General features: G+C 63.4%; 27 protein-coding genes. 8 read left to right on the top strand and 19 right to left on the bottom strand.

What is annotated here, in order from left to right; genetic code table 11:
• Positions 1-5 precede the first annotated feature (5 nt).
• From CK228_RS33355 to CK228_RS33330, 6 genes are all read right to left on the bottom strand, one after another.
• Positions 6-1,184 carry an alanine--glyoxylate aminotransferase family protein gene (locus CK228_RS33355; RefSeq protein ID WP_095790582.1) on the bottom strand — a complete coding sequence of 393 codons (1,179 nt, stop codon included), beginning with the start codon at positions 1,182-1,184 and terminating at the stop codon, positions 6-8.
• Positions 1,185-1,209: 25 nt separating this feature from the next.
• Positions 1,210-2,016: a 4-pyridoxolactonase gene (locus CK228_RS33350; protein ID WP_095771395.1), complete on the bottom strand. Its 807-nt coding sequence runs from the start codon at positions 2,014-2,016 to the stop codon at positions 1,210-1,212.
• A 47-nt stretch (positions 2,017-2,063) separates the two neighbouring features.
• A complete protein-coding gene (locus tag CK228_RS33345; protein ID WP_095790570.1) occupies positions 2,064-2,999 on the bottom strand; it encodes an ABC transporter permease in 936 nt (311 codons plus the stop codon).
• 3 nt (positions 3,000-3,002) lie between these two features.
• Positions 3,003-4,100, bottom strand: a complete 1,098-nt coding sequence (locus tag CK228_RS33340; protein WP_095790569.1) for an ABC transporter permease — start codon at positions 4,098-4,100, stop codon at positions 3,003-3,005.
• Positions 4,097-5,665 (bottom strand): ABC transporter ATP-binding protein, encoded by a 1,569-nt coding sequence (locus CK228_RS33335; protein ID WP_095790568.1) that lies wholly within the window; start codon positions 5,663-5,665, stop codon positions 4,097-4,099. The genes CK228_RS33340 and CK228_RS33335 overlap by 4 nt, the downstream gene beginning before the upstream one ends.
• A 77-nt stretch (positions 5,666-5,742) precedes the next feature.
• Positions 5,743-6,771, bottom strand: a complete 1,029-nt coding sequence (locus CK228_RS33330; protein WP_095771399.1) for a BMP family protein — start codon at positions 6,769-6,771, stop codon at positions 5,743-5,745.
• A gap of 99 nt (positions 6,772-6,870) precedes the next feature.
• Between CK228_RS33330 and CK228_RS33325 the strand changes: the two genes are divergently transcribed.
• A complete protein-coding gene (locus CK228_RS33325) occupies positions 6,871-7,296 on the top strand; it encodes a hypothetical protein (RefSeq protein ID WP_095790567.1) in 426 nt (141 codons plus the stop codon).
• Positions 7,297-7,333: 37 nt separating this feature from the next.
• Here CK228_RS33325 and CK228_RS33320 read toward each other — a convergent pair whose 3' ends face one another.
• The 10 genes from CK228_RS33320 to CK228_RS33275 all read right to left on the bottom strand — a co-directional run bounded on the left by CK228_RS33320 (position 7,334) and on the right by CK228_RS33275 (position 16,773).
• The gene (locus tag CK228_RS33320; RefSeq protein ID WP_095771401.1) at positions 7,334-8,344 is read right to left on the bottom strand and encodes an ABC transporter substrate-binding protein; all 1,011 of its coding nucleotides are present in this window, start codon (positions 8,342-8,344) and stop codon (positions 7,334-7,336) included.
• Between the two features lie 33 nt (positions 8,345-8,377).
• Complete coding sequence (locus CK228_RS33315; RefSeq protein ID WP_095790566.1) at positions 8,378-9,205, bottom strand: ABC transporter permease; 828 nt, start codon at positions 9,203-9,205, stop codon at positions 8,378-8,380.
• Complete coding sequence (locus CK228_RS33310) at positions 9,202-10,032, bottom strand: ABC transporter ATP-binding protein (protein WP_095771403.1); 831 nt, start codon at positions 10,030-10,032, stop codon at positions 9,202-9,204. Before CK228_RS33310 ends, CK228_RS33315 begins: the two co-directional genes overlap by 4 nt.
• Positions 10,033-10,162: 130 nt before the next feature.
• On the bottom strand, positions 10,163-11,092 hold the full coding sequence (gene fhmpcd1, locus CK228_RS33305; RefSeq protein WP_095790565.1) for a 5-formyl-3-hydroxy-2-methylpyridine 4-carboxylate 5-dehydrogenase: 930 nt from the start codon (positions 11,090-11,092) through the stop codon (positions 10,163-10,165).
• Positions 11,089-12,720, bottom strand: a complete 1,632-nt coding sequence (locus CK228_RS33300) for a choline dehydrogenase (RefSeq protein ID WP_095790564.1) — start codon at positions 12,718-12,720, stop codon at positions 11,089-11,091. The genes fhmpcd1 and CK228_RS33300 overlap by 4 nt, the downstream gene beginning before the upstream one ends.
• A gap of 111 nt (positions 12,721-12,831) precedes the next feature.
• Positions 12,832-13,554 (bottom strand): class II aldolase/adducin family protein, encoded by a 723-nt coding sequence (locus tag CK228_RS33295; protein WP_095790563.1) that lies wholly within the window; start codon positions 13,552-13,554, stop codon positions 12,832-12,834.
• A gap of 70 nt (positions 13,555-13,624) precedes the next feature.
• Positions 13,625-14,083 carry a YbhB/YbcL family Raf kinase inhibitor-like protein gene (locus CK228_RS33290; protein WP_095790562.1) on the bottom strand — a complete coding sequence of 153 codons (459 nt, stop codon included), beginning with the start codon at positions 14,081-14,083 and terminating at the stop codon, positions 13,625-13,627.
• 29 nt (positions 14,084-14,112) lie between these two features.
• Positions 14,113-14,703: an amino acid synthesis family protein gene (locus CK228_RS33285; RefSeq protein WP_095790561.1), complete on the bottom strand. Its 591-nt coding sequence runs from the start codon at positions 14,701-14,703 to the stop codon at positions 14,113-14,115.
• Between the two features lie 69 nt (positions 14,704-14,772).
• Complete coding sequence (locus tag CK228_RS33280) at positions 14,773-15,912, bottom strand: NAD(P)/FAD-dependent oxidoreductase (protein ID WP_095790560.1); 1,140 nt, start codon at positions 15,910-15,912, stop codon at positions 14,773-14,775.
• Between the two features lie 42 nt (positions 15,913-15,954).
• The gene (locus CK228_RS33275) at positions 15,955-16,773 is read right to left on the bottom strand and encodes a 2-(acetamidomethylene)succinate hydrolase (RefSeq protein WP_245438174.1); all 819 of its coding nucleotides are present in this window, start codon (positions 16,771-16,773) and stop codon (positions 15,955-15,957) included.
• On the opposite strand from CK228_RS33275, the gene CK228_RS36190 reads away from it, so the two are divergent.
• The 3 genes from CK228_RS36190 (at position 16,670) to CK228_RS33265 (ending at position 19,339) form a co-directional block, all read left to right on the top strand.
• Positions 16,670-16,888 carry a hypothetical protein gene (locus CK228_RS36190; protein ID WP_245438175.1) on the top strand — a complete coding sequence of 73 codons (219 nt, stop codon included), beginning with the start codon at positions 16,670-16,672 and terminating at the stop codon, positions 16,886-16,888. The two genes, CK228_RS33275 and CK228_RS36190, sit on opposite strands and share 104 nt — an antisense overlap.
• A gap of 85 nt (positions 16,889-16,973) precedes the next feature.
• Complete coding sequence (locus CK228_RS33270) at positions 16,974-17,645, top strand: GntR family transcriptional regulator (RefSeq protein WP_010914325.1); 672 nt, start codon at positions 16,974-16,976, stop codon at positions 17,643-17,645.
• A 149-nt stretch (positions 17,646-17,794) separates the two neighbouring features.
• The gene (locus CK228_RS33265; protein ID WP_179296122.1) at positions 17,795-19,339 is read left to right on the top strand and encodes a GMC family oxidoreductase; all 1,545 of its coding nucleotides are present in this window, start codon (positions 17,795-17,797) and stop codon (positions 19,337-19,339) included.
• Here CK228_RS33265 and CK228_RS33260 read toward each other — a convergent pair.
• Positions 19,336-20,337 (bottom strand): bile acid:sodium symporter family protein, encoded by a 1,002-nt coding sequence (locus CK228_RS33260; protein WP_095790581.1) that lies wholly within the window; start codon positions 20,335-20,337, stop codon positions 19,336-19,338. The two genes, CK228_RS33265 and CK228_RS33260, sit on opposite strands and share 4 nt — an antisense overlap.
• A gap of 93 nt (positions 20,338-20,430) precedes the next feature.
• Between CK228_RS33260 and CK228_RS33255 the strand changes: the two genes are divergently transcribed.
• Entirely contained in the window at positions 20,431-21,279 is an 849-nt protein-coding gene (locus tag CK228_RS33255; RefSeq protein WP_095790558.1) for a LysR substrate-binding domain-containing protein, read from the top strand.
• A 167-nt stretch (positions 21,280-21,446) separates the two neighbouring features.
• The gene (locus tag CK228_RS33250) at positions 21,447-22,121 is read left to right on the top strand and encodes a GntR family transcriptional regulator (RefSeq protein WP_095790557.1); all 675 of its coding nucleotides are present in this window, start codon (positions 21,447-21,449) and stop codon (positions 22,119-22,121) included.
• A gap of 173 nt (positions 22,122-22,294) precedes the next feature.
• On the opposite strand, the gene CK228_RS33245 is transcribed toward CK228_RS33250, so the two are convergent.
• Positions 22,295-22,735 carry an Lrp/AsnC family transcriptional regulator gene (locus CK228_RS33245; RefSeq protein ID WP_095771477.1) on the bottom strand — a complete coding sequence of 147 codons (441 nt, stop codon included), beginning with the start codon at positions 22,733-22,735 and terminating at the stop codon, positions 22,295-22,297.
• A gap of 133 nt (positions 22,736-22,868) precedes the next feature.
• On the opposite strand from CK228_RS33245, the gene rocF reads away from it, so the two are divergent.
• Complete coding sequence (rocF, locus tag CK228_RS33240) at positions 22,869-23,801, top strand: arginase (protein WP_095790556.1); 933 nt, start codon at positions 22,869-22,871, stop codon at positions 23,799-23,801.
• Between the two features lie 2 nt (positions 23,802-23,803).
• A complete protein-coding gene (locus CK228_RS33235) occupies positions 23,804-24,859 on the top strand; it encodes an ornithine cyclodeaminase (RefSeq protein WP_095790555.1) in 1,056 nt (351 codons plus the stop codon).
• Between the two features lie 102 nt (positions 24,860-24,961).
• Here CK228_RS33235 and CK228_RS33230 read toward each other — a convergent pair.
• Positions 24,962-25,302: SIS domain-containing protein (locus tag CK228_RS33230; RefSeq protein WP_143750627.1), on the bottom strand; the 341-nt coding region annotated here is incomplete at its 5' end.

The raw sequence follows: 25,302 nt of genomic DNA, 5'->3' as shown, positions 1-25,302 counted from the left end.
TCTGTTCAGGCGTCGGCGTCGACAACGGCCAGCGCCGCTTCGATGCCTTTTCCGATTGCGAGTTTCTGGCCGGCGGCATTCATGGCGCCGCCAAGTGCCGTCAGCGCCGCGATGGCATAGATCGGCTGGGCGGTCGGCCCCATATGGCCGATGCGCGTCAGCTTCCCCAATGTCTCGCCGCGGCCCGACGAAAACACCACGCCGTAGCGGGCGCGCGCGGCCTGGCGAAGCGCCTTCTCGTCGACACCGTCGGGGGTGCGAACGGCGGTAGTCGTTGGCGACGCGACGCTGTCGCTGGCGGCCCAGATCGCCAGGCCCATCGCGGTGACGCCCGCGCGCATGGCCCTGGCGGTGAGCGCGTGGCGCGCCCACACCGCCTCCGGTCCCTCATTGAGGTAGAGATCGAGCGCGACATCGAGCCCGTTGATCTCCGAGACCGACGGCGTGAACGGAAACGGCTTGTCCCTCGACCAGGCGTTTTCCCAATCGACGATGCTGAGCATCGATGCGCGCGGCGCCAGGGGATTGGCCTTCATCTTGGCCCAGGCCCGCTCGCTGACGCCCATCATGGTGAGGCCGGGAGGAGCGCCCAGGCATTTGTTGGGGCCGGTGACATAGATATCGGCCTTGCAGTCTTCTGGATGCGTCTTCATGCCGCCAAAGGACGAGACCGCGTCGACGATGAGATAACCGCCATGCGCCGAAACCAGCGCACCGATGGCGTCGATCGGATTGATGGTGCCGGACGGCGTGTCGTGGTGACAGACGGAGACGATGGTGATTTCCGGATGCGCCTTGAGCATGCCGGCGACCGCCTGCGGGTCGATCGCCTCATTGTAGGGCACCTCGATCTCGAGCAGATGCGGCGAGTACCGTTTCGCCCAAAAGCCGAAGCCCTTGCCGTAGACGCCCGAGGCAAGGTTGAGCACGACGTCATCGGGCGCGATCAGTGACGCCGCCGCCGCCTCGAGGCCGAGCACCGGTTCGCCATGCAGGATGACCGGCTTGTTCGACAGCCGCATCGCCTTCTGCGCCTTGTCGACCACACGCTCGTAGAAGAGCTGGAACGCAGGATCGTAATCATAAAGCACGGTGCGGCCGAGGCCGCGCAGCACTTCTGGATAGGCGTTCACCGGCCCCGCGGTCAGGGTGATGACCGGATCGGCGTGTTCGGGATAGCGCATCATCTTGTCTCCGGATTGGCGGCGGTCAGCCGTAGAATTGCGTGCCGGTCCTGTAGGTCTTGAAGTTGTCCATGTCGTGCGAGTACATCAGCTCGGCGCCATGGTCCTCGGCGAGCTTCTTCACCTTGCGCATCGAATTGACTCCCGCCACCGGGTCGATGTGGAAGGCCGCCTGGCACAGCGTCTCCAGGCTCTTCTGGGTGTAGGCGGCGTCGATGGTGAATAGGATCGGCTTGCGCTTGGGGAATTCGACCAGCAGGCTGTAGTGGCCGATCGAATGGCCTGGCGTCGAGATCAGCTTGACGCCCTTGGCGAGATCGACGTCGCCGTCGATGCCCTCGAAGGTCGAGTTGGCGCGCGTCGTGCCTTCCAGCAGTTGCGCGGTCGCGCCACGCGCTTCGGCGGCCTCCGCCGAGAAGCTCAGGTCGGAATAGCCGAGATGTTCGAAAGGCTGCGGATTGCACGCCTGCGGCACTTCCGAGCGATGGCAGATCTTCTTGGCATGCGGAAAATACTTGTTGCCGCCGCAATGGTCGAAATGGAAATGCGAGTTGACGACGACGTCGATGTCCTTGGGTTCGAGCCCGAGCAGCGCAAGCGCGCCAGGAATGGTCTGGTGCTTTTCCTGGATCGGCTTCTCGAAGGGCAGCACCTTCATGACGTGATCGTAGTCGTAGCCGGTGTCGATGAGGAACCGGCCCTCGGCATGCTCGATCAGGATCGAATAGACGGGGAAGCGCACTTCGCCGCCCGGGCCGCGATTCCAGAACACGTGATAGCCGTCGAGAACGAGCGAGCCGCCGTCGAGCAGGTAGACCTTGGTATCCGACATTCTTGCCTCCTGTTTGGCGCGGGTCCCTTCCGCGCATCTGATTGTGGTCAGCGCGCGCCGCGCTCGTATGGAATGCCTAGTGCCGCCGGAAGGCTGGCACGCCGGCCGAACAGCACCAGCATGGTCATCACCGCCAGGAACGGCAGCATCTGGATGACGTCGGTCGGTATGTTGATGCCGGCCACCTGCATGGCCGTCGTCAGCGACAGGCAGACGCCGAACAGCAGGGCGCCGAACAGCACCCAGACCGGGCGGCCGCGCGCCAGCATGGCCAGCACGATGCCGAGAAAGCCGGCGCCATTGGTGATGAACGGAATGAACAGGCCGGCCCCGACATTGGCGAGATAGGCGCCGCCGAGCCCGGCCAGCGCGCCGGTCGTCACCACCGCGATCGTCCGGGTCCTGATGACGTCGATACCGGCGACGTCGAGTGCTGCCGGCTTGTCGCCGGCCGCCTGCAGATTGAGGCCGAGCTGCGTGCGCCGATAGAGATAGCCCATGCCGAACACCAGCGCGACCGCCAGATAGACGATCAGATGGTGTTTGAAGAAGGCCGGCCCGACGACAGGAATATCCGACAACAGCGGAATGACGGTAGCGTCCGCCGCCGGCAGGCGGGGATAGCTGCGCGAGAATTGGAAATGATGAAGGAGTGCCGTCAGGCCTTCTAGACCGAGCGTCAGCGCGATGCCGATGACGATCTGGTTCAGCCCGATGCGCACGCACAGCAGCGCCATGATCAGCGCCACCGCGACGCCGCCGGCGGCACCTGTAAGGAAGCCCAGCCACAACGACCCGGAATAGAAGGCGCCGACGAAGCCGAGATAGGCGCCGGCCAGCATCATGCCTTCGATACCGATGTTGAGCACGCCGGCTTTTTCCGACATCTGCTCGCCGAGGCCGGCCAGCAGCAGCGGGATGGCGGCGGTGACGGCGCCGAACAGCAGCGCACTGAGAAAGACTTCGCTGAAGAGCCCGGTCATGCCCTAAGCCTTTCTCGACTGGTTGTAGCGATGGTCGACATATTCGGCGAGCGCCAGCACGATCAGCACGATGGAGACCAGCACCAGCGTGAAATGATTGGGCACACCGAGCCGACGGGCCGCACTCTCGCCGCCGATCGACAGCACCGAGAGCAGGAACACGAAACCGATCGCGGCAAAGCCGTTCATGCGGGCGAGGAACACGGCCGGAATGACCGCCAACCCGTAGGCGGGATTCCAGTCGGCGCGGACATTACCCTGGACGCCGATGATGTCGACGGCGCCGGCAAGGCCGGCCAGCCCGGCCGAAATGGCGAAAACAGTGACGGTCAGGCCAGACACGCCGAGCCCCGCATGGACCGCGGCGCGCGGATTGGCGCCGACGATCCGGAGCTTCAGCCCGAACGCCGTGCGCGTCATCACCAGATGCACGATGATGATCGCCGCTAGGCCGAGCAGCAGGCCGCTGGTGATGGTCGTTTCGAACAGGCGCGGCAGCCGGTGTTCCACCGGCAGCGTACGCGTCTGCGGCACGGTCGTGCTGGGATCGCGAAACACCAGTTTGACCAGAACATTGGCGAGCGAGGTGCCCAGGAACGTCATCATCAGCGTGGTGATGATCTCGTTGACGCCCTGATAGGCACGCAGCAGAGCCGGCACCAGCGACCAGATCATCGCCACCGCCATGGCGATGAGGAAAGAAAAGGTCAGCGCCAGCCAGGACGGCATGATCTGAACGAGTACGGGCGCGCTGGCCGCCGCCGTCACCGCGCCAAGCAGGAACTGGCCGTCGCCGCCGAGATTCCACATGCCCGCGCGAAAGGCGACGATCAGGCCGGCGGCAAGAAACAGCAACGGCGCCATCCGCGTCAGCGTTTGCTGGATGCCGAGCGGGGAGAACAGGCCTTTCTCCAGCACGAAGCCGTAATAGGCGAGCGGGTCGACGCCGACGGCAAGCAGGATGCCGCCGGCTATGACGAGAGCGATGAGGATCGGGCCGAGCGTCATCAGCAGCCGATGCAGGATGTCGCGACGCGTCGCCGCCGCGCTCGTGGCATCGAGCGCGGTGGCACTCCCGGTGGGGGCGGTGTCGATGCTCATGCGGCAAGTCCGATCATCAGGCGGCCGATCCTGGTGCGGGCATCGTCCGTGTTCTCGACCGTGCCGACGATCGCTCCGTTGGCGATGACGGCGACGCGGTCGCATATGCTCAGCAACTCCTCGAGGTCGGTGGAGATGAGCAGCACGGCAAGGCCGTGGGCCGCCGTATCGCGGATGCGTTGGCGCGACGCCAATGTGTTGGCGAGATCGAGCCCATAGGTCGGCTTGTTGAAGATCACCACCTTGGCGCCTTCGGCCAGTTCGCGTGCCAGAAGCACCTTCTGGATGTTGCCGCCCGACAGCCGGGCGACCGGCGTCTTCAGGCTTGGCGTGCGCACGTCGTATTCGCGCACGAGCTGGGCGGCGCGCTCGTCGATTTCGCCACGCTGCTCGACGCCGTGGCGCCAGAACGGCGCAGCGCCGACCTGCTTGAGGAAGAAGTTGATCGAAACCGGGAAGGTGCCGACAGTGCCTTCGCCGAGCCGGTCGTCGGTCAGATAACGCAGACCGCGCCGACGGCGTTCGCCGACGCTCAGCGCCTCGATGGCGATGCCCTCCAGCCGCACCGAACCGCTGGTCGCCGCGCGCTGGCCGGCCAGCGCTTCGGCCAGCTGCTTCTGCCCGTTGCCGTCGATGCCGGCGATGCCCAGGATCTCGCCCGGGCGGATGTCGAAGGAGATCGACGATAGGCCCGGCGCATTGTCCGTCGGCGCGACCGCCAGATCCGCGACCTGAAGCAGCGGCGCCGCTTCGGCCCGCACTGTACGGACCGGACGCTCGACAGCTTCCGGATCGTCCTTCTGCTTGCCGAACATCAGTTCCACGATCTCCGAGATGATCGCCTGTTCGCCCAGCGCGGGAAACCGCTCGGGTGGGATCTCGCCGACCTTGCGGCCGAGCTTCAGCACCGAGATGCGGTCGCCGAAGGCCGCCGCCTCCTTGAGCTTGTGGGTGATGAAGACGATGGCCAGGCCCTGCTCGACGAGGCGACGCATCAGCGCGCCAAGTTCGTCGATGCCTTTCGGCGTCAGCATGGAGGTGGACTCGTCGAGGATCAGCAGCCGGCTGTTGCGCACCATGGCGCGCAGGATTTCGACCTGCTGCTGCTCGCCAAGCGAAAGCTCCGACACCTTGGCATGCAGCTTCACCGTGATGCCGAGACTGCGGGTGATCTCGGCGACGCGCGCTTCGAGCTCCTCGGTCCTGGGGCGTTGCCACCAGGGTCCGCCAAGCAACAGGTTTTCCGCCACCGTCAGCGTCGGCACCAGCATCATGTGCTGGAAGACAGTACCGATGCCCAGCGCCAGCGCATGGCGCGGCGATGTGATCGGCGTTGGCTTGCCGTCGACCAGTATGCGCCCTTCGTCCGGCTGCTGCAGGCCCGACAGCATGCCGATCAAAGTGGATTTTCCCGCGCCGTTCTCGCCGAGCAGCACATGCACCTCGCCGGGACGGATCGACAGGTCGACGCTGTCATTGGCAACAATGCCGGGAAACCGCTTGGTCACGCCTTCAAGCGCGACGATGTCGCGCCCGGCAACGGACGATGAAGAAGAACCGCTCATGAAAGCCCTGCACCAAAGAATGGTAATCGGCCGGAGGGGCGAACGGATCACCCCTCCGGCGGCTGACCCGTGATCGCTTACTGGGCGACGCTGGTCATCAGCGCCCTGACAGCGGCCGCGTCATAGACCGGATCGACCTTGATCTTGCCGGAAATGACGTCTTCGCGCAGCGTCTGGATTTCGGCCCAGACATTGTCCGGAATGGCAGCGGTTTTCAGCAGCTTCACCGAGTCGTCCTTGAGACCGATCGTGTAGTGCTTGGTGCCGAACGTGTCGGCCTTGATGTCGGCGATCATGGCCGCATAGACCGGCTCGATGTTCCACACCACCGACGACAGCAGGAAGCCCTTGTCGATCGGCGATTTGTCACCGATGACGTCGATGAAATAGACCTTGCCGCCATCCGCTGCCTTAGTCGTTTCGACCGCCTGCAGCATGCCGAAGCTCGAACCGTTGCCCTGGCCGAAGATGATGTCGGCGCCCGAGGCGATCACGCTTTCGGTGACGCGCTTGCCGCCGGCCGCATCGCTGTAGGCGGCCGGTCCGATCACCGCATAGGTGATCTTGACGTCCGGGTTTTCCGCCTTCACGCCTTGCGCGAACGCCGCCGATTGCGAATTCCATGATGGCGGTTCGCCTGAGACGACGATGCCGACGGACTTGGAACGCGACACCTTGGCGGCGAGACGGCCGGCGAGATAGGCGCCCTGGTGGCCGCTCAGCGTGTAATCGGCAACGAGGCCCTTCTCCAGGCCGTTCGGCGTGTCGACGATCGCCACCGGAACCTTCAACTCCTTGGCGATTTCAGGCGCCGAGGTGTTGTAGCCGCTGGCGTGGGCGATCAGCAGGCTGGCGCCGTCTGACGCAAGTTCGCGCAAGGTCGGACGAACGTCGCCATAGCCGAGGCCCTGGGCCACGACCACATCGACGCCGGCGGCTTTGCCAGCCGCCTTGGCGGCGTCGATGCCTTGCTGGTTCCAGCCGTAATCGGTGCCTTCTTCGGGCGTCAGGATGGCGATCGACTTGATTTCACCTGCAAGAGCGCCACCAATCAAGATACCGCTAAGTATAACTGCACTTACACTGCTTTTTAGAATCTTTAACATGTTACCCTCTCCGTTGACTTGCCAATCAATATTCTTGTTGTTATTGCGCTGAAGCGAGGTAGACTGCCTGAGAAAATTTACCCATGGAGCTCAGGCAAAGTGAAGATCCGTTACATTCTCCCTGTGGCTCTGGCGTTCACATCCTTTGCCAACGCGGTCGAGTTGCATCATGTCATCGTCCGCAAGGGCACCGACGGGCTCGACATGGTGCCGTTGACGATTTCGAATGCGGGCAAGGAAGGGCTGTCCTGCAATGCCGACTTCGCCCACTGGTATTCGGCAGGGATCGCGACGGTCGAGGCGGGCAAGAGCGCCCGCGTCGAGCTCTGGTTCGATGCCAAGACCGGCACGTTCACGATCCTCAACGACAAGCGCGAGAACCTGCCGGTCGAGCGGCTGTGGTGCGGCCTGTCGGGCCGCGCATACGCCACCCGCGTGCAGATCACGCTTGACCGCACCGACGCGGCCAAGGGAGCGCGCGCCGTGTCCTGCGGCGTGGAGCAGGACACGCTGGCGTGCCGATAGGTGCTCATCGATCCGTTGGCCCGCGACATGGCGCGGCCTATTCCTTGGCCAGGAACTTGTCGGTGAAGACGTCGTCCGCCGACAAGGCCGCCTTGAGCACGCCCTGATCGGTAAGCGTCTTCAGCGTTTCCTCCCACTGAGTCTTCGTCATCCAGCCGAGGCCGTGTTCCTTGGTGTCCGGGCTGGTGAAGGTCGACGCGATGTCGGCGTTGATCTGCGCCAGAAGCACATCCTTCTTGTCGGCGTAGCCGGGTGCGGCCTTGGCGGTGATCTCGGCTGCCTCTTCGGGGTGCGCCACGACATAGTCGAAGGCCTCCCTGTACGCCTTGACGAAGCGGGCGACGATTTCGGGCTTGTCCTTGATCATTGTCTGCGAGGTGAACAGGCCCGAGCCATAGGCCTTCCAGCCATGGTCCGAGCCCATCATGATGCTGAGCGAACCGGGGCCGCCGGCCTTGGCCTCCAGTTCGGGAACCTCGGCATCGACATAGCCGACCACCGTCTGGACCCGGCCCAGAAGCAGATAGCTTTCATAGGGCGGCGAAACGCTGTTCAGCGTCATGTCCTTCTCGGTCAGGCCGTTGGCCGCCAGGAAGCCCTTGAAGAAGATGTAGGTCGAACCGGCCGGATGAATGCCGATGGTGAGACCCTTGAGATCCGCCGGCTTGGTGAGCTTCGTCGTCTTCGCCAGCGAGATGATCGCCAGCGGCGAGTGCTGGTTGACGGCCGCCAAGGCCACGACGGGAACATTCTGCGACCGCGCGACGGCGAGCGTGGGAAGATCGCCGAAACCGAAATCAGCGTTCTCGTTGCCCACCAGCCGCATGGCGTCCGGCGAGCCCGACCCCTTGCGGATCTCGGCGACGTCGATGTCGTTCTTGGCGAAGAAGCCTTTCTCCTTGCCGACGAAGAACATGGCGTGGTTGCCGCGCACCACCCAGTCGAGCTGGACGTTGACCTTGTCGGCCGCCAGGGCGACGCTCGAGAAACCGAGTGTCCCGACACACGCCGCAAGCGCGGCTGCCTTGATGAGTGAGCGTCTGAGCATTTTTGTTCCCTTTTTCGTTGGTTGAGAGCGGACCTAGGACTGGCTGAATTTCGGCGCCCACGGCACCACGATGCGTTCGAGAATTTCGGCCGCGTAGTAGAAGGCGATGCCCAACACCGAGACGAGGAGCAGGGCAGCGAAGACCAGGGCGGTATCAAGCTGGGTCGAGGCGAACTGGATGACGTAGCCGAGCCCGTCCGATGCGCCGGCGAATTCGCCGACGATGGCGCCGATGACGCTGAGCGTCGCGGCGATCTTGGTTCCAGCCATCAGGTTGGGCAGCGAATGCGGAACGCGAATCCTGAACAGGATCTGCGTGCGGCTGGCGCCGACCGAATTCATCAGCGACAGCAGCGAGCGATCGACCGACTGCATGCCCGCCAGCATCGACAATGTCACCGGGAAGAAGGCAATGACCAGGATCAGGCCGATCTTGGGCGCGAGCCCATAGCCGAACCAGAGGATGAAGATCGGCGCCAGTGCCACCTTGGGCACGTTCTGGAACAGCACCACCAGCGGATAGAGCGCTCGCCCCAGCCAGTCGAAGCGCACGATGACCAGCGCGATGGCAATGCCGACCGCGACAGAGACAAGGAATCCGAACAGGATCTCGCCCGCCGTCACCAGCGTCGCTTGTATCAGCGTTCCCCATTGCGCGACCAGCGATTGCGCGATCTCGGAGGGGGCGGGAATGATGAAGGCGGATATGGCGAAAATCCGCACCACGGCTTCCCACACCACGATCGTCGCCAGCAGAAGAATGACCGCCGGAAGCCAGCTGCCTGTCGCCGCGCCCCAGCTTGAGGCAGGCCGCGATTCGGGCCGCGACTCGGAGAAATTGGTGGTGGGTTGATCGCTCACGACGCACCTCCCGGTTGATGGCTGGCGCGCAGCATAGTGCGCAGTTGAACCACCAGCCTGACGAACTCCGGATCCTCGGTGACCGACAGGTCGCGCGGATAGGGCAGACCAATGTCGAGGCTTTCGGTGATCCGCCCAGGCTTGATCCCCAGCACGTGGACATGGCGCGACAGGTGAATGGCCTCATCTATCGAATGGGTGACGAGCACGATGGTCTTGCCGGTGCGCTGCCAGATCTCCAGCAGCGACTGGCCCATGGCATCGCGGGTAATGGCGTCGAGCGCGCCGAACGGCTCGTCCATCAGCAGCACCGCCGGATCGAGCGCCAGGGCCCGCGCGATGGCGACGCGCTGGCGCATGCCGCCGGACAATTCATGGGGGCGCTTGTGGGCGCTGTCGCCCAACCCCACCAGCTCCAGCATCTCCTGGCCGCGCGCCCGCAACTTAGCACGCGAGAGCGACTTGTCGGCGATGCCGAGCAGCATCGATGCGTTGTCGACGGCGTTCTTCCAGGGAAGCAAATTGGCGTCCTGGAAGACGAGGCCGATCATGCGCTTGCGCGCTGCTTCGACAGGCGAAAGCCCGGCAATCGAAACGCTGCCGCTCGTCGGATCGACAAGCCCAGCCAGGACCTTGAGCAAGGTGCTCTTGCCGCAACCGGACGGACCGATAAGCGAGACAAACGACCCCTTCGGCACCGAAAGATCGATATTCTGCAGAACCAGTTGCTTGGCCATGACCACCGACACACCCTTGGCGGAGATCAGGTCGTCATGACGGATATGGGCGGGCCGGCCGCCGGCTGCTCGAATGGTTTCAACGCGCATGGCTTGCCACCCCATGCGCCGGCGTTAACCGCAGCCGCACCGTCCAGTCCGCGAAGGCGCCGTTGGCACAAGCGGCCGCCGTTACGACCTCCCCAACCCAGCCGGCTTTGTGAGCTCGATAGACCATTGGCTACTCCCGGCCTTCCAGGATGCGTCGCACCGCGACGAGTTTGCGCGCCCTCTCGCCTTGCAGCGCCTTGGTCTGCTCGGGCGTATAGGAGAACATGCCCTCCCCCGACTTGATGCCGAACTTCGACGCGTTGGTCTTTTCCAGCACCATGGGCGCGACATCGTCGCGATTGGAGAGATCGGCGTTGAGGAAGGACGAGACGGACTTGTAGATATCCAGCCCCGCCATATCGAGCAGCGCCATCGGCCCGATCACGGCGATCTTGTAGCCGATGCCCCAGGACACGCATGTGTCGAGATCTTCCGGATCGATGACGCCGCGCTCGACGAGGTCGACCGCCTCGCGAAGCAGCGCATAGAGCACGCGGTTTTCGACGAAACCGGGGACGTCCTTCTTCACCACCACCGGCAGCAAGCCGATCGAGCGGATGAGATCGCGGATCGTCGCCACGGTTTGCGGCGCGGTCGTCTCGCCGGCGATCACCTCGATCATCGGGATGATGTGCGGCGGGTTCGACCAGTGCATGCCGACCATCCGCTCGGGATGCGAGATATGCGCCTGCAGCTTGGTGATCGGGATACCCGACGTGTCGGACGCGACGATCGTGTCGGAGGCAATCAGACTGTCGATGGTGCGATAGACATCGGCCTTGACCGAAATGTTTTCAGGAACGTTCTCGATGACGAGGTCGGCGCCGGATACCGCATCGCCGATATCGTCGGTGAAGCGAACCGTCCCGACGCCGGCCGACGGCGGCGCGATGCCCAAGGCCTCGAGAACGGTCTCGGCCACGCTCAGCATGGATCGCGCGCGCTCTATCGCTGCCGGGGCAACATCGCAGGCGACCACCTGCAGGCCGCCTCTGGCGAGCCGGGCGGCCATGCCCGGTCCCATCGTACCCAGGCCGATGATGGCGATATTTCGGATCATTGCACTGCCCTGCTTTCTTTTGAGCTCGCGATGAGGTCGGCTGCCTTTTCGGCAATCATGATCACTGCCGCGTTGATGTTTCCGCAGACCAGGTCGGGCATGACGGAAGCGTCCACCACTCTAAGCCCGTCGACGCCGCGAACCCGCAGTTGCGGGTCGACGACCGAGGCCGCATCGGCCCCCATCCGGCAGGTCCCGGCCGGATGATGCACGGTGATGGAGGTCTTGCGGATATGCTCGTCGATCTCGTCGTCGCTCTGGCACTTCGGGCCGGGAAAGAACTCCGCCTCGATGAAGGGCTGCATGGAGGGCTGCGCGGCCAGATCCCTTGCCACCCGGAAGCCGGCCCGAAGCGACTCCCAATCCTTCGGCGAGGCGAGGAAATTCTGGTGGATCAGGGGCGCCGCGGAAGGATCGGCCGAGGCCAGTTTCACCGCTCCCCGGCTTTCGGGCTGTGTCGCCACGATGCGCGTTGCGAAGCCGTCCGCAAACGGCGCCTTGAACGGCTTCAAGTATGGCCATGCCGCGAGCGGCGCCGCCGTGAAGAGCAGCTGCACATCCGGCAAGGGTCGCGCCGGACCGCTCTTGAGGAAGGCGACAACCCCGCCGGGTACGTCGCCGGAAAAACCGCGTCCCGTCAGGTAGGTCTTGACGAAATCGAAGCCGATCCGATCGGCACGCATGTTGCGCAGGAAAGGGCCGCCCGGAGCGCGGCGCCGGTACATGAGAATGACCGAGACGTGATCCTGCAGGTTCTTGCCGACCGCCGGCAGGTTGACCCGCGTCTGGATACCGTGCGCGGCAAGCTCATCCTGCGCCCCGATGCCCGACAGCATCATGAGTTGCGGCGTGTTGATCACGCCACCGGAAAGCAGCACTTCCTTGCGGGCGACAATCGTGCGCTCGCCGCCGCGATGGTTGATGGTGACGCCGGTGGCGCGCGCACCCTCCAGCACGATCCTGGTTGCGCTCGCTTCCGTCACAACGGTCAGGTTGGGCCGCTTCAGCACCGGCCGCAGATAGGCTGACGCGGTCGAGGCGCGCCGACCTTTCGCAATCGTCATCTGGAGGCGGCCGAAACCTTCCTGCCGCTCGCCATTGTAGTCCTTCGTCTGCTCATAGCCTGCCTGCACGCTGGCTTGCGCGAAGGCGTCGATCAGCGTGTCCTTGTAGCGGCAGAACTGGGTGCTGACCGGGCCATTGCCACCGCGATACTGGTCCGCGCCCCCTTCCCAGCTTTCCTGCTTGCGGAAATACGGCAGCACCTTGTCGTACGACCAGTCGCTGAGCCCTGTTGCTGCCCAGCGATCGTAGTCGCCGCGATTTCCCCGCACATAGGCCATGGCGTTGGTCGACGATGATCCGCCAATGACCTTGCCGCGCGCGCACTCGACCCTGCGTCCGCCGACATTGTCTTCCGGCTCGCAGAAATACATCCAGTCATGGCGGCGCTCGGTCAGGATCTTGCCCCAGCCAAGCGGGATGTGGATCATCGGATCGCGGTCCCAGCCGCCGGCCTCCAGCAGCAGCACCGAACATCGCGGATCGGCGCTCAGCCGGTTGGCGAGCACGCAACCGGCCGATCCGGCTCCAACGATGATGTAATCGTAACTTTCCGCGTGCGGCATGGTTTCATTGCTTTCGTCCGACGCCCGGCGTCAGAGAACTATTGCGATGGAGGCTGGAAAAGCCTGGCCGACACCAAGCTTTTCCAGCTGATGTTCAAAGCCCGACGGACATCAGGCGAGACCCGCTTGCCTGAGGCGCTGCGACCAGTGATCCCACCCGCGATCGATCTGGGCGCCGACGAGTTTTCCTGCCGTCTTGATCTCGCCCGGCGACAGATATTTGATGGTGCCGATCTGCAGGCCGGCTGTCTGCGCCGCGGCGTTCTGTTCGAGATAGAAGGCCCGGAACACCACTTCCCGGACGGAATTGCCCACATTCACGACGCCATGGCGCGCCATGAGCACGACGGGATAGTTCCCGAGGCTTTCAGCGATGTCCCCGCAGACGCTCCGGCTGCCGCCAAAGAGATCGGTGTCGTCTCCCTGCGTGTCGCGTATCTCATAGACAGGGACGGCGTCGCCAAGGAAAGCACCCATATGGGTCACGGGCCGCAGCGGCTGGTCGGTGAAGCAATAGGGCAGGACGGCCGGCGAATGACTGTGGAGCACGCACTGAACGTCCGGCCGCGCCTTGTAGATCTCGCTGTGAATATAGCGCTCCAGATAGGACGGCCGGTTGTCCGAGGTCTCGCCGTCGAGATTGAAACGCAGGATGTCATCGACCGTTATCAGGCTCGGAGCAAGCTTCTGAGCCAGGAAGAAACTCTGGGGATCCTCAGGGTCCCGGGCACTGATGTGCCCGAACGTATCCAGGATGCCTTCGTTGAGAAGTATCTTCGTTGCCGTGACGAGTTCCTCGAAGACCTTCTGACGCGCGGGGCTGTTGTCTGTCATTTCCAAATTCTCCCATTGCGGCGATGGCGACCATTCTTGTTGTTGTTATCGGTCGCCAGGGCCGTGGATTTCACTTGTTTTCGTAGATGCCGACGATCCGGTTCTGCTCGATGATGTTGCCGGCATATTTCTGCAGGAACTCCTCCCTGGTGGGCGTCCCCTCGACCTTCGTGTCCAGGGCGTAGACCCAGAAGTAGTAGTGATGCTCTCCATGGCCAGCGGGGGGCTGAGGCCCGTAATATTGCTTGCCGCCGGCGCCGTTGGGTCCCACGCGGAACTTTTCCTGTGCTCCAGAAAGATCCGTGGTCGACGGATCGATGCCGTAGACGACCCAATGCGTGAAGCCGTTGGGCAGGGGCGCGTCGGGATCGTGGCAGATGACCGCGAGCTCCTTCGTCCCTGCCGGGACGCCGCTGACCCTGAGCCTGGGCAATACGTTGCCCTTGTCGCCGGCATGCTCGTCTCGCATTTTCCCGAGCGGCTGGAAATCCGCGGACGTGATCTTGAGGTCCTTGATGTTCAGGGGCATGGAATTCGTCCTTCAGCAATTCGATCGAACTAGGCGCCGGCCTTGAGGTCGGCGACGGATTTGCCGCCGACGCGCTGGTGCACGCGCGGACCCGATGCGACGGCGACGCAGATCAGAAGTTCGTCCGGGCGCGGAGCATCCGGCACGGAAAAGGTAACGGCATCGTAGTGGGAACGGATATAGAGCTCGTCCTTGTGGGCAAGCGGGATATCGATGGTCGTGCCGGCGACAGCGACCTTGCTGACCGACGAGATCCAGGCCTTGCCGCCCCCCACCTGCTGCCGCAGCGGATCTCCGAACACCGTGGTGATGCAGGCGACGACATGTTCCTGTTCGCCTGATGTACCCGCGATACCGCCCTTACCATAGCTTTCGACCGGCCTGTTGCCGAGCAGCGCCACGGCCCTCTCGCCGAGCGCATGACCGATCGCTGCACTCGGATTGGTCAGATCGGACAGTTCGGCGACGAACTTTCCGGCGAAGGGATTGCGAATGACAACGCCAGTCGCGACTTTGACGAGGGTTTCGCCAGGCGTGCCGCCGTCATGCCGGCTTTCCTGGACCGAGGAGTACCATCCCCTGACATCATAATCTCTTTCGACTTCACTGGAATAATTCATCTTTATCTCCTGAAAGGCACGCGCTGTTTCCGCGCGCACCGATTAATTCTTTGACCGGCTCGCCCGACGCTACTGCGGCCACGAGTAGACACGGCGCAGCGGGTCGTAACGGGCGGCTTCCAGCGCCGCCGGCGTGAACATGTTTCCTTTCGAGAGCGAGCGGTTCGCCGCATAGTCGCCAGACAGGGCCTGGCAGCGATCCGTGATCGGGCGAACGCGCGTCTCCCAAGCGACAAGCGCATCCTCGACCGAAGAGCCCTCTTCCAGGTCCTGCGACAGGCTGAAGGCGTTGACCATCGCGCAACCGGCGCCCTGGGCAAGAGCCGGGCACATGGCATGCGCGGCATCCCCCACGAGGGCGACCTTGCCTCTTGTCCAGCTATCCAGCTTGGTCGTTTCGTACTTGTCGTACCTGGCGGTTTTCAGTTTGGCCGCCTCGATCAGGCACGGCTCCAGGAAAGGAAACATCTCGACCCAAACTTCGAGATCGATCGGCACGCTCGATCCATGAGGATCGGCGGCCGGAGCCATCAAGCCGAGATAGAGTTCATTCTCATTGCAGGGCGAATAGAGAATTCGCTGAACACGCGGCCAGAAGTTCCACATGTCAATGGTGTTGTCCCACTCGCCATGGCCGAGCTCTTTCTTCATGCGCGGGACAATCAGCCGGATGAGACCATCTTTCGAAACCCAGCGATCCTGTTTGAAGCCGATGGAATCCCTGACCTTGGAGCCGACGCCATCGGCGCCGACGATCAAGTCGGCTTCGAGAACCTCGCCAGTCTGGAGGGTCAAGCGCCCTTCCGGATCGGCGCCAACCGCCTCGGAATTGACGCGGATGTCGACACCCAGGGCACGGGCCCGGTTGACCAGCGCATCGTGCAGGTGGCTGCGGGTCATGATGCGCCAGGGGAGACCGTTGAACGTCTCCTTGGAAACCGACTTGTTGTGCATCCAGGTCTCGTAGGTCGGAGGCGTGTGCGAGCCCTGGAGAACACCGTCAAGGGCGCCCAGCCCTTCGAGCGCGCGAAGGCCGTTGTGCCAGAGATAGATGCCCGCGCCGAATGCCCGCAGTTCCGAACTCTTTTCGTGCAGCCTGACATCCCAACCATTCTGCTTGAGAGCGATGGCGGCTGTCAGGCCTGCAAAGCCGCCGCCGGCGACCTCGGCACGACGCGTTTTGCCCGGAGTTTTGTTTACATTGGCCATTTTCTATCCTGATGCTGCGTGCAAGAAGACGGCGCTCGGCCGTCAAGCGTCTATGAAGTTGGTGATGGCTTTCAACGTGATCTCGGGAGATACCTCGTTGACGTAGTGGTCGGCGCCCGGCACGACGACGACGGGCAGGTCAGGCCGCAGCCGGCATGTCTTCGCCAGTGCCGCCGCCGAAACCAACTTGCTCGCCTCGCCTCGAACGATGAGGACGGGCTTCGTCACATCGCGGTAGGCGGGCACCAGATCCGATCGCAGGCCTTTGGCGGTCTGCGCCATTGCCGCAGGCGATGCCAATGGACGCAATCCGCCGTCGACCGGCTGATAGCCGCTTTCAGCCCTGATCTTGATGGCGTCGGCGGGAATGTTCGGATAGCGGCCGGCGAGGTATGCTTCGACGGCCTTCACATTCTCGAAAAGCTGGCTCCCCGCGTTCACGCGCGCTTCCAACGCGTCCAAGGCATCGGTCTCGATGTACGGCGTAAAGTCGATCGCGACGACCGATCGCACCAGATCCGGGTATTTCGCCGCGGCCGCGACCGAATTTCGAGCACCAAGCGAATGTCCGACGAGGATGGCACGGCCGCGATCGAGCGTGCGTATCAGGCCGGCGATGTCGTGCGCGTAGTCATTCGCCTCGTAGCCGGTTTCCGGCTTGTCGCTGAGGCCATGCCCCCTCTGGTCAACCGCAATTGTCGTAAACCGGTCCGAAAGCCGAGCCATCAAGGGCTCGAAGACGGCGGAGTTGGAGGTGATGCCGTGGAAGAACAGCATCAAGGGGCCGCTGCCCCTCTGGCGCACGTTCAAGGTGATGCGGCCAATGTCGACGCGTCGCGAGATGAAGTGGTCGGAAGCCATGTCTGCCGCCATGTCCATGATCCTTGGGATCCTCGCCTCGCTGCCCGTCTCCCGCAAAAGGATCATACAGACTGGGGTCACGTCAAGCCGATTGTCTGACAATCTTCATATTTGACAATCTGGCTATCCTGCTGTCAAATTTGCACGGCGTGGCGTATGCTGCTTCAGTTTTGCGACTCAAAGGCTATGAGACGTTACCAATGCCCCCAGATTTGAATTTGCGAATTTCGCCACGAACAGTGCAACGGGAGACCGTCGACAAGTTACGGCTGGCGATCTTCTCCGGGTTGTTTCAGCCGGGTAGCCGCCTCATCGAAAGTCAACTGTGCACACAACTCGGCATCAGCCGCCCCTCGCTGAGGGAGGCTTTGCGCAGTCTTGAGGCCGAGCGCCTGATCGAGATCGTGCCCAACCGCGGGCCGTCGATACCGGCACTTTCCTGGGAGGTGGCAACCGCCATCTACGAGGTTCGAGAGTTGCTGGAAGTCGAGGCGGCGGGACGATGCGCGCTAAGGATTTCTCCGGAACAGTTGCGTGAACTCGAGAAATCGCTTTCCGCATTCGAAGAGGCGGCTTCCAGCAACGACAGCCTGGCGCAGGTGATGACCGCCGCGGATTTCTATTCGATCATACTCGCCAATTGCGGCAACCCGATCCTGGAGGAAGTCCACCGCGGTCTGGTGGCGCGGATCAGCTTCTTTCGAGGACGATCGATGTCGCTGGAGGGCAGAGCACAAAGCAGCTTGGCAGAGATGAGGGAGATATTCGAATCCATCGCCGCCGGCGACGAGAAAGCCGCCCGCAAAGCCTCGAAGCAGCACGTCTTGAGGGCGAAAGCGGCAGCGAAGATATCCATGGACAACGGGATTTGAGTTCTTCGATGGACTGAGGTTCCGTCTGAAGACTCGAAGTCCTTCATGACGTTTCGGATCGGCCAAAGGCGGATCGATGCGCGGGGTTTCTCCGTGTCGGTGTCAGACATGACGACTATCGCAACCGGCAAGTGGCAGATGGAGTGACGATGACCGGGGCCAATGTAGAGCACGCACCGAATTGCGATATCGTCATCGTCGGTGGCGGGTCGGCCGGGTCGTTGCTTGCCGCGCGGCTGAGCGAAGATCCGGGCAGCCGCGTTCTGCTGATCGAGGCCGGCGAGGAGCCGACGGACCCGGACATCTGGAACCCCGCTGCCTGGCCGGCGCTGCAGGGCCGCAGCTACGATTGGGATTATCGCACGGAGCCGCAAGCCGGCACCGCGGGCCGGGTGCATCATTGGGCGCGCGGGCGGTTGATCGGCGGCTCGAGTTGCCTGCACGCGATGGGCTATATGCGCGGTCATCCGTCAGACTTCCAGGCCTGGGTTGATGCAACCGAGGATCGCCGATGGAGTTGGGATGAACTTATGCCCGTTTTCCAGGCTATCGAGGACCACCCGCTTGGTGGCGACGGCCTTCACGGCAAGGGCGGGCCGTTGCCGATCCATTTGCCGGCGGACGAAGTCAGTCCACTTGCTCGCGCCTTCATCGAGGCAGGCGCATCGTTGGGTCTGCCTCGCCTTGAAGGCCACAACAGCGGAGAGATGATCGGCGTCACCCCGAACTCCTTGAACATTCGCGACGGGCGCCGGGTTACGGCGGCGGACGCCTGGCTCACAAAGGCGGTTCGAGGCCGCGAGAACCTGACCATCCTCACGGGCACCCGGGTGCGGCGGCTCAAGCTGGAGGGCAGTCAGGTCCGCAGCCTCGAGGTCGTGGGGCGACAGGGATCGGCCGAAGTGTTTGCGGATCAGATTGTGCTTTGTGCCGGAGCGCTGGAAAGTCCGGCCTTGCTGATGCGTTCGGGCATCGGTCCGCGCGATGTGCTCGATGCAGCGGGGGTCGACTGCCTGATCGATATGCCTGACATCGGTCGAAACCTCCAGGATCACCTGCTTGGCGCCGGCAACCTTTACGCGGCCCGCAAACCGGTGCCGCCATCGCGCCTCCAACATTCGGAATCGATGGCCTATATGCGGGCTGACAGCTTCACCGCCGCCGGGCAGCCTGAAATTGTCGTTGGCTGCGGTGTCGCGCCGATCGTGTCGGAACGCTTCAAGGCACCCGCCGCAGGCACAGCCTACTCGCTGCTGTTCGGCATCACCCACCCGACGAGCCGCGGCAGCGTGCGCATAAGTGGGCCTGAGCTCGGCGATCGGTTGATCATCGACCCGGCATACCTGCACACCGGCCGAGACCGCGAGCGGTTTCGCACAGCACTTGAGGCAGCCCGGACCATCGGGCACAGAGATGAACTCGCCGGTTGGCGAGAGCGCGAACTCCTGCCAGGCGCGCTGAACAGTGCGGCCGAGATGGACGACTTCATCGCGCGATCGGTCATCACGCACCACCATCCCTGCGGCACCTGCAGAATGGGCAAGGACCCGGACGCCGTCGTCGATGCAAATCTACGACTCAAGGCGCTCGACAATCTTTTTGTCGTGGACGCCTCGATCATGCCCAACCTCACCGCGGGACCGATTCATGCCGCGGTCCTCGCGATTGCCGAGACTTTCGCCCGACAGTACTAAGCCACCGAGGCCGTTGGCTCGGCTTGCAGTATGGCAGGCCGGTGCGCCGCCTTGGCATATTTCTGCGCGATCATGGCGCAGACCATGAGCTGTATCTGGTGGAAGAGCATCAGCGGCAGAACGATCGCGCCGACGCCCTGGCCGGCAAAGATCACATTGGCCATCGGCACGCCGCTCGCCAGGCTCTTCTTCGAACCGCAGAAGGTGATCGTGATCTGGTCGGCCCTGTCGAAGCCGAGAATCCGGCTGCCATAGGTCGTCAGCACAAGCACCAGGCCGAGCAGCACCATGTCGGCGACAACGACCACGGCAATGTCGCGCAGCGAGAACATGTGCCACAGCCCCTCGGCGACCGCCGTGCTGAAGGCCAGATAGACGACCATCAGGATCGAGCCGCGATCGACAGGCATCAGCAGTGTCTTGCGGGAGCGTATCCAGTTGCCGATGCGCGGTTCCAGCAGTTGTCCGAGCGCAAAAGGCAGGAGCAGCTGCAGCAGGATCTGGCTCACCGCGTCCCACGAAAAACCGCCATGGCCACCGATGGAGAAGAGCAGGCCGACGAGCAAGGGTGTCAGGAACATGCCGAAGATGTTGGAGGCGGAGGCCGAGCAGATGGCCGCGGGGACGTTTCCGCCGGCGATCGAGGTGAAGGCGATCGATGACTGCACCGTCGACGGCAGGACACAGAGGAACAGAATGCCGAGATAAAGCGGCTTGGGCAGGATCGAGGCGGGCAGATAGCCAAGCGCCAGCCCCAGCAGCGGGAACAGGCCAAAGGTCGTCATAAGGATCACCAGGTGCAGGCGCCAATGCATCAGGCCGGCGACGACGACATCACGCGAGAGCCTTGCACCATGCAGGAAAAACAGCAGCGCCACGGCAAGATTGGTCGCGATCGCGAACCATCCCGCGAACGTCCCGGTCGCCGGCGCGAACGACGCAAGCGCGACGCTGCACAACAGGAGGATCAGAAAGGTGTCCGGCAGAAAGCGGCGCATGACATGTTCGCTCCAGAGTAAGTCCAGTGCTGCCTTTTCGTGCATTGTGAAATGGGATACAAGGAATAACAGTTATCGTAATTTGAGATATCAATGCTCGATCTGGTCCAACTTCGCAGCTTCGTCGCCGTCCAGCAGATGGGAAGCTTTACCTTCGCGGCGGAGAGGCTGGGGCTCGGCCAATCCACCGTCAGCCAGCACATCGGCAAGCTGGAGGCCGCGCTTGGCAGGCAGTTGCTGGCCCGCGATACGCACAAGGTGGTGCTGACGCCAGACGGCGAAGCCCTGCTCGGCCATGCCCGGACCCTGTTGTCGATAGAGGGACAGGTGCAGGCGCTTTTCACCGCACAGAGGCTGCGGGGCACGTTGAGGCTCGGCGTATCCGAGGACCTGGTGACGAGCCGGCTGCCGCTGGTGCTGGAGGATTTCGTCCGGTCTCACCCATCCGTTGACCTTGAACTGACCGTGGCGCTGAGCGGCGTGCTCTACCAGATGCAGGACAATGGCGAGCTCGATCTCGTTCTGGCAAAGCGTCGGCTGGGCGACAGCCGTGGCCGGCTCGTCTATCGCGAGCCGCTTGTCTGGCTCGCCCGCGATCCGGAACACGTCCTGTCGCTCGCGGCCTTGCCGTTGATTGCCTTCCCCGCGCCGAGCGTCACGCGCAGCATTGCGCTGGAAGTGCTCGAACGGCATCGCATGCCGTGGCGTATTGTCTGCACATGCGGAAGCCTGAGCGGCTTGACCGCCGCCGCCCGCGCCGGCATGGGGGTTCTGGTGCAACCGCAAAGCATGTCGCCCTCGGGTTTGAAAGAGATTCCATCCGGGCGCCTGCCGCCGTTGGAGGATGTGGAGTTTGTCCTGATCCCCAGCAAGGGCGCCGACAGGGCGCTCGTCTCGGCGCTGTCGGAAGATATTCTGACCAAGGTGAGAGGTCTGCGCTGACCTATTGCGTTGCGGATGCCTGCGACGAAATTGACGTTGAACAGAGCCTTCACCCCCGGAAACATCTGGCTGATGCCTCATAGCTGTTAGGGAGACCCTGGGCCCCTTGTCCCTGGTGCATTGACATTCTATTGACCGTCTCAGGCGGACGAAGATACGGATTTGCCATGGAGCTGGATCCTTCGACACTCAATCGGGCGCTGCCGCTGCGCGATCAAATCTATCACAAGATCCGCAATCTGATTGTCGTCGGCGAGTTGAAACCGGGTGAAGTCATCAACGAGGTGGCCATCGCCGAGGCGCTCGGCGTATCGCGCACCCCGGTGCGGGAAGCGGTCAAGCGCATCAGCGACGAAGGCCTGGTGAAAATCCTGGCGCAGACCGGCACCTATGTCGCACCGATCAGCCGCGCCGACCTGGAAGAGGCCTATGTCATCCGCCGGGCGCTCGAGATGGAAAGCGCCAGGCGCGCCGCCGCCAAGCTGACGCCGGCGTCCGCCGAACTGCTGGAGGATAATATGGCGGCGCACAAGCTCGCCATAGCACGTGGCCGGTATGCCATCGCGATCCAGCTCGACGACGTCTTCCACCGCACCATTGCCGAGATCTGCGGCCTGCCGATGATCTGGCGGGCCGTCGACATCTCCAAGGCGCAGATGGACCGCGGCCGCTATCTCGCCATTCCCAAGCCCGGCTATGGCGAGCAGACGATCGAGCAGCACGAGGCCATTCTCGACGCGCTGAAGCGACACGACGCCGAGGGCGCTGCGCAGGCGATGGAGAATCATCTCGAGACGTCGTTCCGCAACACACTCGAAGTCGCCGCCGAGCTTCTCGGCTGACGCTCGCCGTCGATCGCAACGGATACGATCAGCCCATGCGAAGAATGGGCGCGTCCACGCCGCGGTCTGGCGGAGGTTCTCGCCGTCATAAGCCGCGCCAACATCCGCGCTATTTCCCCTCGGCTTCGTCGGGGAGAACGTCCTCGGCCGCCAGAACTTCATTGAAGGTGTGCTTACGTCAGTCGTGCCCGCGTCGTGCGCGGCGTCGCCAGGAGCAGGCTCGTTTCGCTGCCCGTTATGCCGGGTATCAATCGGATACGCCGTAGCACCGCATCGAAATCAGTCAGTGACGCCGTCCCGAGCTCTACCACCAGATCCCAGCGACCGTTGGTGGTATGGATGGTCGAGACTTCCGGGAAGCCACCCAGCGCCCGAACCACGCGGTCGGCGGCATGGCCTTCGATCTCGATGAGCATGATGCCGCGGATGCGCTGATCGACGGCGTCGGCGCGCAGCACCACCGTGTAGCCGATGATGTCGCCCGACCGTTCCAGCCTCTCCATGCGTGCCCGAACCGTGGCGCGCGAGACGCCGAGATCGACGGCAAGGTCCGACACGCTGCGCCGGGCGTCATGCCGCAGCAAGGTTACGAGCCGTTCGTCCAAAGCATCCATCGGGATTCCCATTTTGATAAATTCGGCCGCCATTATGATAGGTTATACTTCTCGGATTGCCAATTCTACCTGTTCATATTGCCGGCTCGCCGTGTTCTCCTCTCGCCATTCGAACTTTGGCCGCGGGAAAACAATGCGTTGCAAGATCGTCGGGGCGCCGGTGCAGGACGGCGCCGGCAGAATGGGCTGCGAAATGGGGCCGAGTGCGCTGAGGACGGCAGGGCTTGCCGAGGTGCTGTCCGGCCTCGGCCACACCATCGAGGATATGGGCGCCGTCCAGCCAATGCCGGCGAGGCGCGTCGTGCATGGCAATCTGGCGCTGAAGGCCTTGCCCGAAATATCGGCCTGGACATCCGCCATTGCCGCGGCGGCCTACACGGCGAGCGACGACGCCATGCCGATCTTTCTCGGCGGCGACCATTCGATCTCGGCCGGCACCATGTCGGGCCTCGCCCGCCGCGCCGCCGAGGCCGGGCGCCCGCTGTTCGTGCTGTGGCTCGACGCGCATCCGGATTTCCACACGCTGGACACGACCGCCAGCGGCAATCTGCATGGTGTTCCGCTCGCCTACGCCAGCGGCCAGCCGGGTTTCAGCGGCTATTTCCCGGACCTGCCGGCGGCGGTGGACCCCAAGCGCATCTGCACCATGGGCCTGCGCAGTGTCGACCCGGCCGAGCGCAGCGCGCTCAACCAGGCGGGCGTGACAGTGCACGACATGCGCGCCATCGATGAGCATGGTATCGCGCCGCTGCTGCGCGCCTTCCTGGCGCGCGTGTCTGATGAAGACGGGCTGCTGCATGTCAGTCTCGACGTTGACTTTCTCGACCCGTCGATTGCGCCGGCCGTCGGCACCACGGTTCCCGGCGGCGCGACGTTCCGCGAGGCGCATCTGGTGATGGAGATGCTGTCCGACAGCGGCCTCGTCTCCAGTCTCGACCTGGTCGAGCTGAATCCTTTTCTGGACGAGCGTGGCCGAACCGCGACGCTTATGGTCGACCTGACGGCGAGCCTGATGGGCCGCCGCATCATGGACCGCCCGACCCGCAGCCATTCCGGGAGCTTTTGATCATGACCACGGCAAAGCTGAACATCGTCCCCTTCGTCAGCGTCGACCGGATGATGAAGCTGGTGATCACCATCGGTGTCGAGCGCTTCCTGACCGAGCTCGCCAGCTATATCGAGGAAGATTTCCGCCGCTGGGAGCTTTTCGACAAGACGCCTCGCATCGCCTCACACAGCCATGACGGCGTCATCGAGCTGATGCCGACGAGCGACGGGCGGCTCTATGGCTTCAAATATGTCAACGGCCATCCCAAGAACATGCGCCAGGGCTTGCAGACGGTCACCGCGTTCGGCGTGCTTGCCGATGTCGGCAGCGGCTACCCGATGCTGCTCACCGAAATGACCATTCTCACCGCGCTGCGCACCGCCGCGACATCCGCCGTCGCGGCCAAATATCTGGCACCGCGCGGCGCACGCACCATGGCCATCATCGGCAATGGCGCCCAATCGGAATTCCAGGCGATCGCCTTCAAGGCGCTGACCGGCGTCGACCGGCTCAGGCTCTACGACATTGACCGATCCGCCTCGCTGAAATGCGCCAAGAACCTGGCTGGCATGGGGTTTGACATCACCATCTGCGAAACCGGGCAGGAAGCGGTCGAAGGGGCCGGGATCATCACGACCGTTACCGCCGACAAGCAATGCGCCACCATTCTCACCGACAACATGGTCGGAGCCGGCGTCCACATCAACGCCGTCGGCGGCGATTGCCCCGGCAAGACCGAGCTGCACAGGGACATCCTGCTGCGCTCCGACATTTTCGTCGAGTTCCCGCCGCAGACACGCATCGAGGGTGAAATCCAACAGCTTGATCCCGACCATCCGGTGACCGAGCTCTGGCAAGTCATCGCCGCCCAGGCGTCAGGCCGCCGGGACGCCAAGCAGATCACGCTGTTCGATTCCGTCGGCTTCGCCATCGAGGACTTTTCGGCGCTGCGCTATGTGCGCGACCAGCTGCAGGCAACGGGCCTTTACGAGGAGCTCGATCTGCTGGCCGATCCGGACGAACCGCGCGACCTCTATGGCATGCTGCTGAGAGCGGCCATGCAGACCGCGGCATAACCAGAACCGATGAGATGCCGCGAGTGATCCCGCAGGCATTGAGAGTGACTGCGGGTCTTGTCGATCCTCTCTCCGATGAGATGACGGCCATCGACGTTGCCGTTACTCCACGGTCACCGATTTCGCCAGATTGCGCGGCTGGTCGACGTCGGTGCCCATGAACACGGCGGCGAAATAGGCCAGCATCTGGATCGGCAGCGCATAGATGATCGGCGAGATGATTTCGGGAACGTCCGGCAGGATGATCGTCTCCATCGTCTTGACGCTCACCTGTGCGGCGCCCTTGGCATCGGTGATCAGGATGATCTTGCCGCCGCGCGCCGCCACTTCCTGCATGTTCGACACGGTCTTCTCGAAAATGCGGTCATGCGGCGCAATGACGATGACCGGCATGTTCTCGTCGATCAGCGCGATCGGCCCATGCTTCAACTCGCCCGCCGCAT

This window comes from Mesorhizobium sp. WSM4312 (assembly GCF_002294875.1).
Lineage (GTDB): Bacteria > Pseudomonadota > Alphaproteobacteria > Rhizobiales > Rhizobiaceae > Mesorhizobium.
This window is presented reverse-complemented; position numbering and strand designations above follow the sequence as displayed.

Excerpts from the sequence above, each read along its gene's own strand:
- CK228_RS33275 (WP_245438174.1), bottom strand. The coding sequence starts at position 16,773 with ATGGCTTCCGACCACTTCATCTCGCGACGCGTCGACATTGGCCGCATC.
- CK228_RS33260 (WP_095790581.1), bottom strand. The coding sequence starts at position 20,337 with ATGCGCCGCTTTCTGCCGGACACCTTTCTGATCCTCCTGTTGTGCAGC.
- CK228_RS33295 (WP_095790563.1), bottom strand. The coding sequence starts at position 13,554 with ATGACAGACAACAGCCCCGCGCGTCAGAAGGTCTTCGAGGAACTCGTC.
- rocF (WP_095790556.1), top strand. The coding sequence starts at position 22,869 with ATGCGTTGCAAGATCGTCGGGGCGCCGGTGCAGGACGGCGCCGGCAGA.
- CK228_RS33345 (WP_095790570.1), bottom strand. The coding sequence starts at position 2,999 with ATGACCGGGCTCTTCAGCGAAGTCTTTCTCAGTGCGCTGCTGTTCGGC.
- CK228_RS33270 (WP_010914325.1), top strand. The coding sequence starts at position 16,974 with ATGCCCCCAGATTTGAATTTGCGAATTTCGCCACGAACAGTGCAACGG.
- CK228_RS33245 (WP_095771477.1), bottom strand. The coding sequence starts at position 22,735 with ATGGATGCTTTGGACGAACGGCTCGTAACCTTGCTGCGGCATGACGCC.
- CK228_RS33310 (WP_095771403.1), bottom strand. The coding sequence starts at position 10,032 with ATGCGCGTTGAAACCATTCGAGCAGCCGGCGGCCGGCCCGCCCATATC.
- CK228_RS33330 (WP_095771399.1), bottom strand. The coding sequence starts at position 6,771 with ATGTTAAAGATTCTAAAAAGCAGTGTAAGTGCAGTTATACTTAGCGGT.
- CK228_RS33340 (WP_095790569.1), bottom strand. The coding sequence starts at position 4,100 with ATGAGCATCGACACCGCCCCCACCGGGAGTGCCACCGCGCTCGATGCC.
- CK228_RS33265 (WP_179296122.1), top strand. The coding sequence starts at position 17,795 with ATGACCGGGGCCAATGTAGAGCACGCACCGAATTGCGATATCGTCATC.
- CK228_RS33285 (WP_095790561.1), bottom strand. The coding sequence starts at position 14,703 with ATGAATTATTCCAGTGAAGTCGAAAGAGATTATGATGTCAGGGGATGG.
- CK228_RS33355 (WP_095790582.1), bottom strand. The coding sequence starts at position 1,184 with ATGCGCTATCCCGAACACGCCGATCCGGTCATCACCCTGACCGCGGGG.
- CK228_RS33250 (WP_095790557.1), top strand. The coding sequence starts at position 21,447 with ATGGAGCTGGATCCTTCGACACTCAATCGGGCGCTGCCGCTGCGCGAT.
- CK228_RS33335 (WP_095790568.1), bottom strand. The coding sequence starts at position 5,665 with ATGAGCGGTTCTTCTTCATCGTCCGTTGCCGGGCGCGACATCGTCGCG.
- CK228_RS36190 (WP_245438175.1), top strand. The coding sequence starts at position 16,670 with ATGCCGTGGAAGAACAGCATCAAGGGGCCGCTGCCCCTCTGGCGCACG.
- CK228_RS33350 (WP_095771395.1), bottom strand. The coding sequence starts at position 2,016 with ATGTCGGATACCAAGGTCTACCTGCTCGACGGCGGCTCGCTCGTTCTC.
- fhmpcd1 (WP_095790565.1), bottom strand. The coding sequence starts at position 11,092 with ATGATCCGAAATATCGCCATCATCGGCCTGGGTACGATGGGACCGGGC.
- CK228_RS33290 (WP_095790562.1), bottom strand. The coding sequence starts at position 14,083 with ATGCCCCTGAACATCAAGGACCTCAAGATCACGTCCGCGGATTTCCAG.
- CK228_RS33300 (WP_095790564.1), bottom strand. The coding sequence starts at position 12,720 with ATGCCGCACGCGGAAAGTTACGATTACATCATCGTTGGAGCCGGATCG.
- CK228_RS33280 (WP_095790560.1), bottom strand. The coding sequence starts at position 15,912 with ATGGCCAATGTAAACAAAACTCCGGGCAAAACGCGTCGTGCCGAGGTC.
- CK228_RS33235 (WP_095790555.1), top strand. The coding sequence starts at position 23,804 with ATGACCACGGCAAAGCTGAACATCGTCCCCTTCGTCAGCGTCGACCGG.
- CK228_RS33255 (WP_095790558.1), top strand. The coding sequence starts at position 20,431 with ATGCTCGATCTGGTCCAACTTCGCAGCTTCGTCGCCGTCCAGCAGATG.
- CK228_RS33320 (WP_095771401.1), bottom strand. The coding sequence starts at position 8,344 with ATGCTCAGACGCTCACTCATCAAGGCAGCCGCGCTTGCGGCGTGTGTC.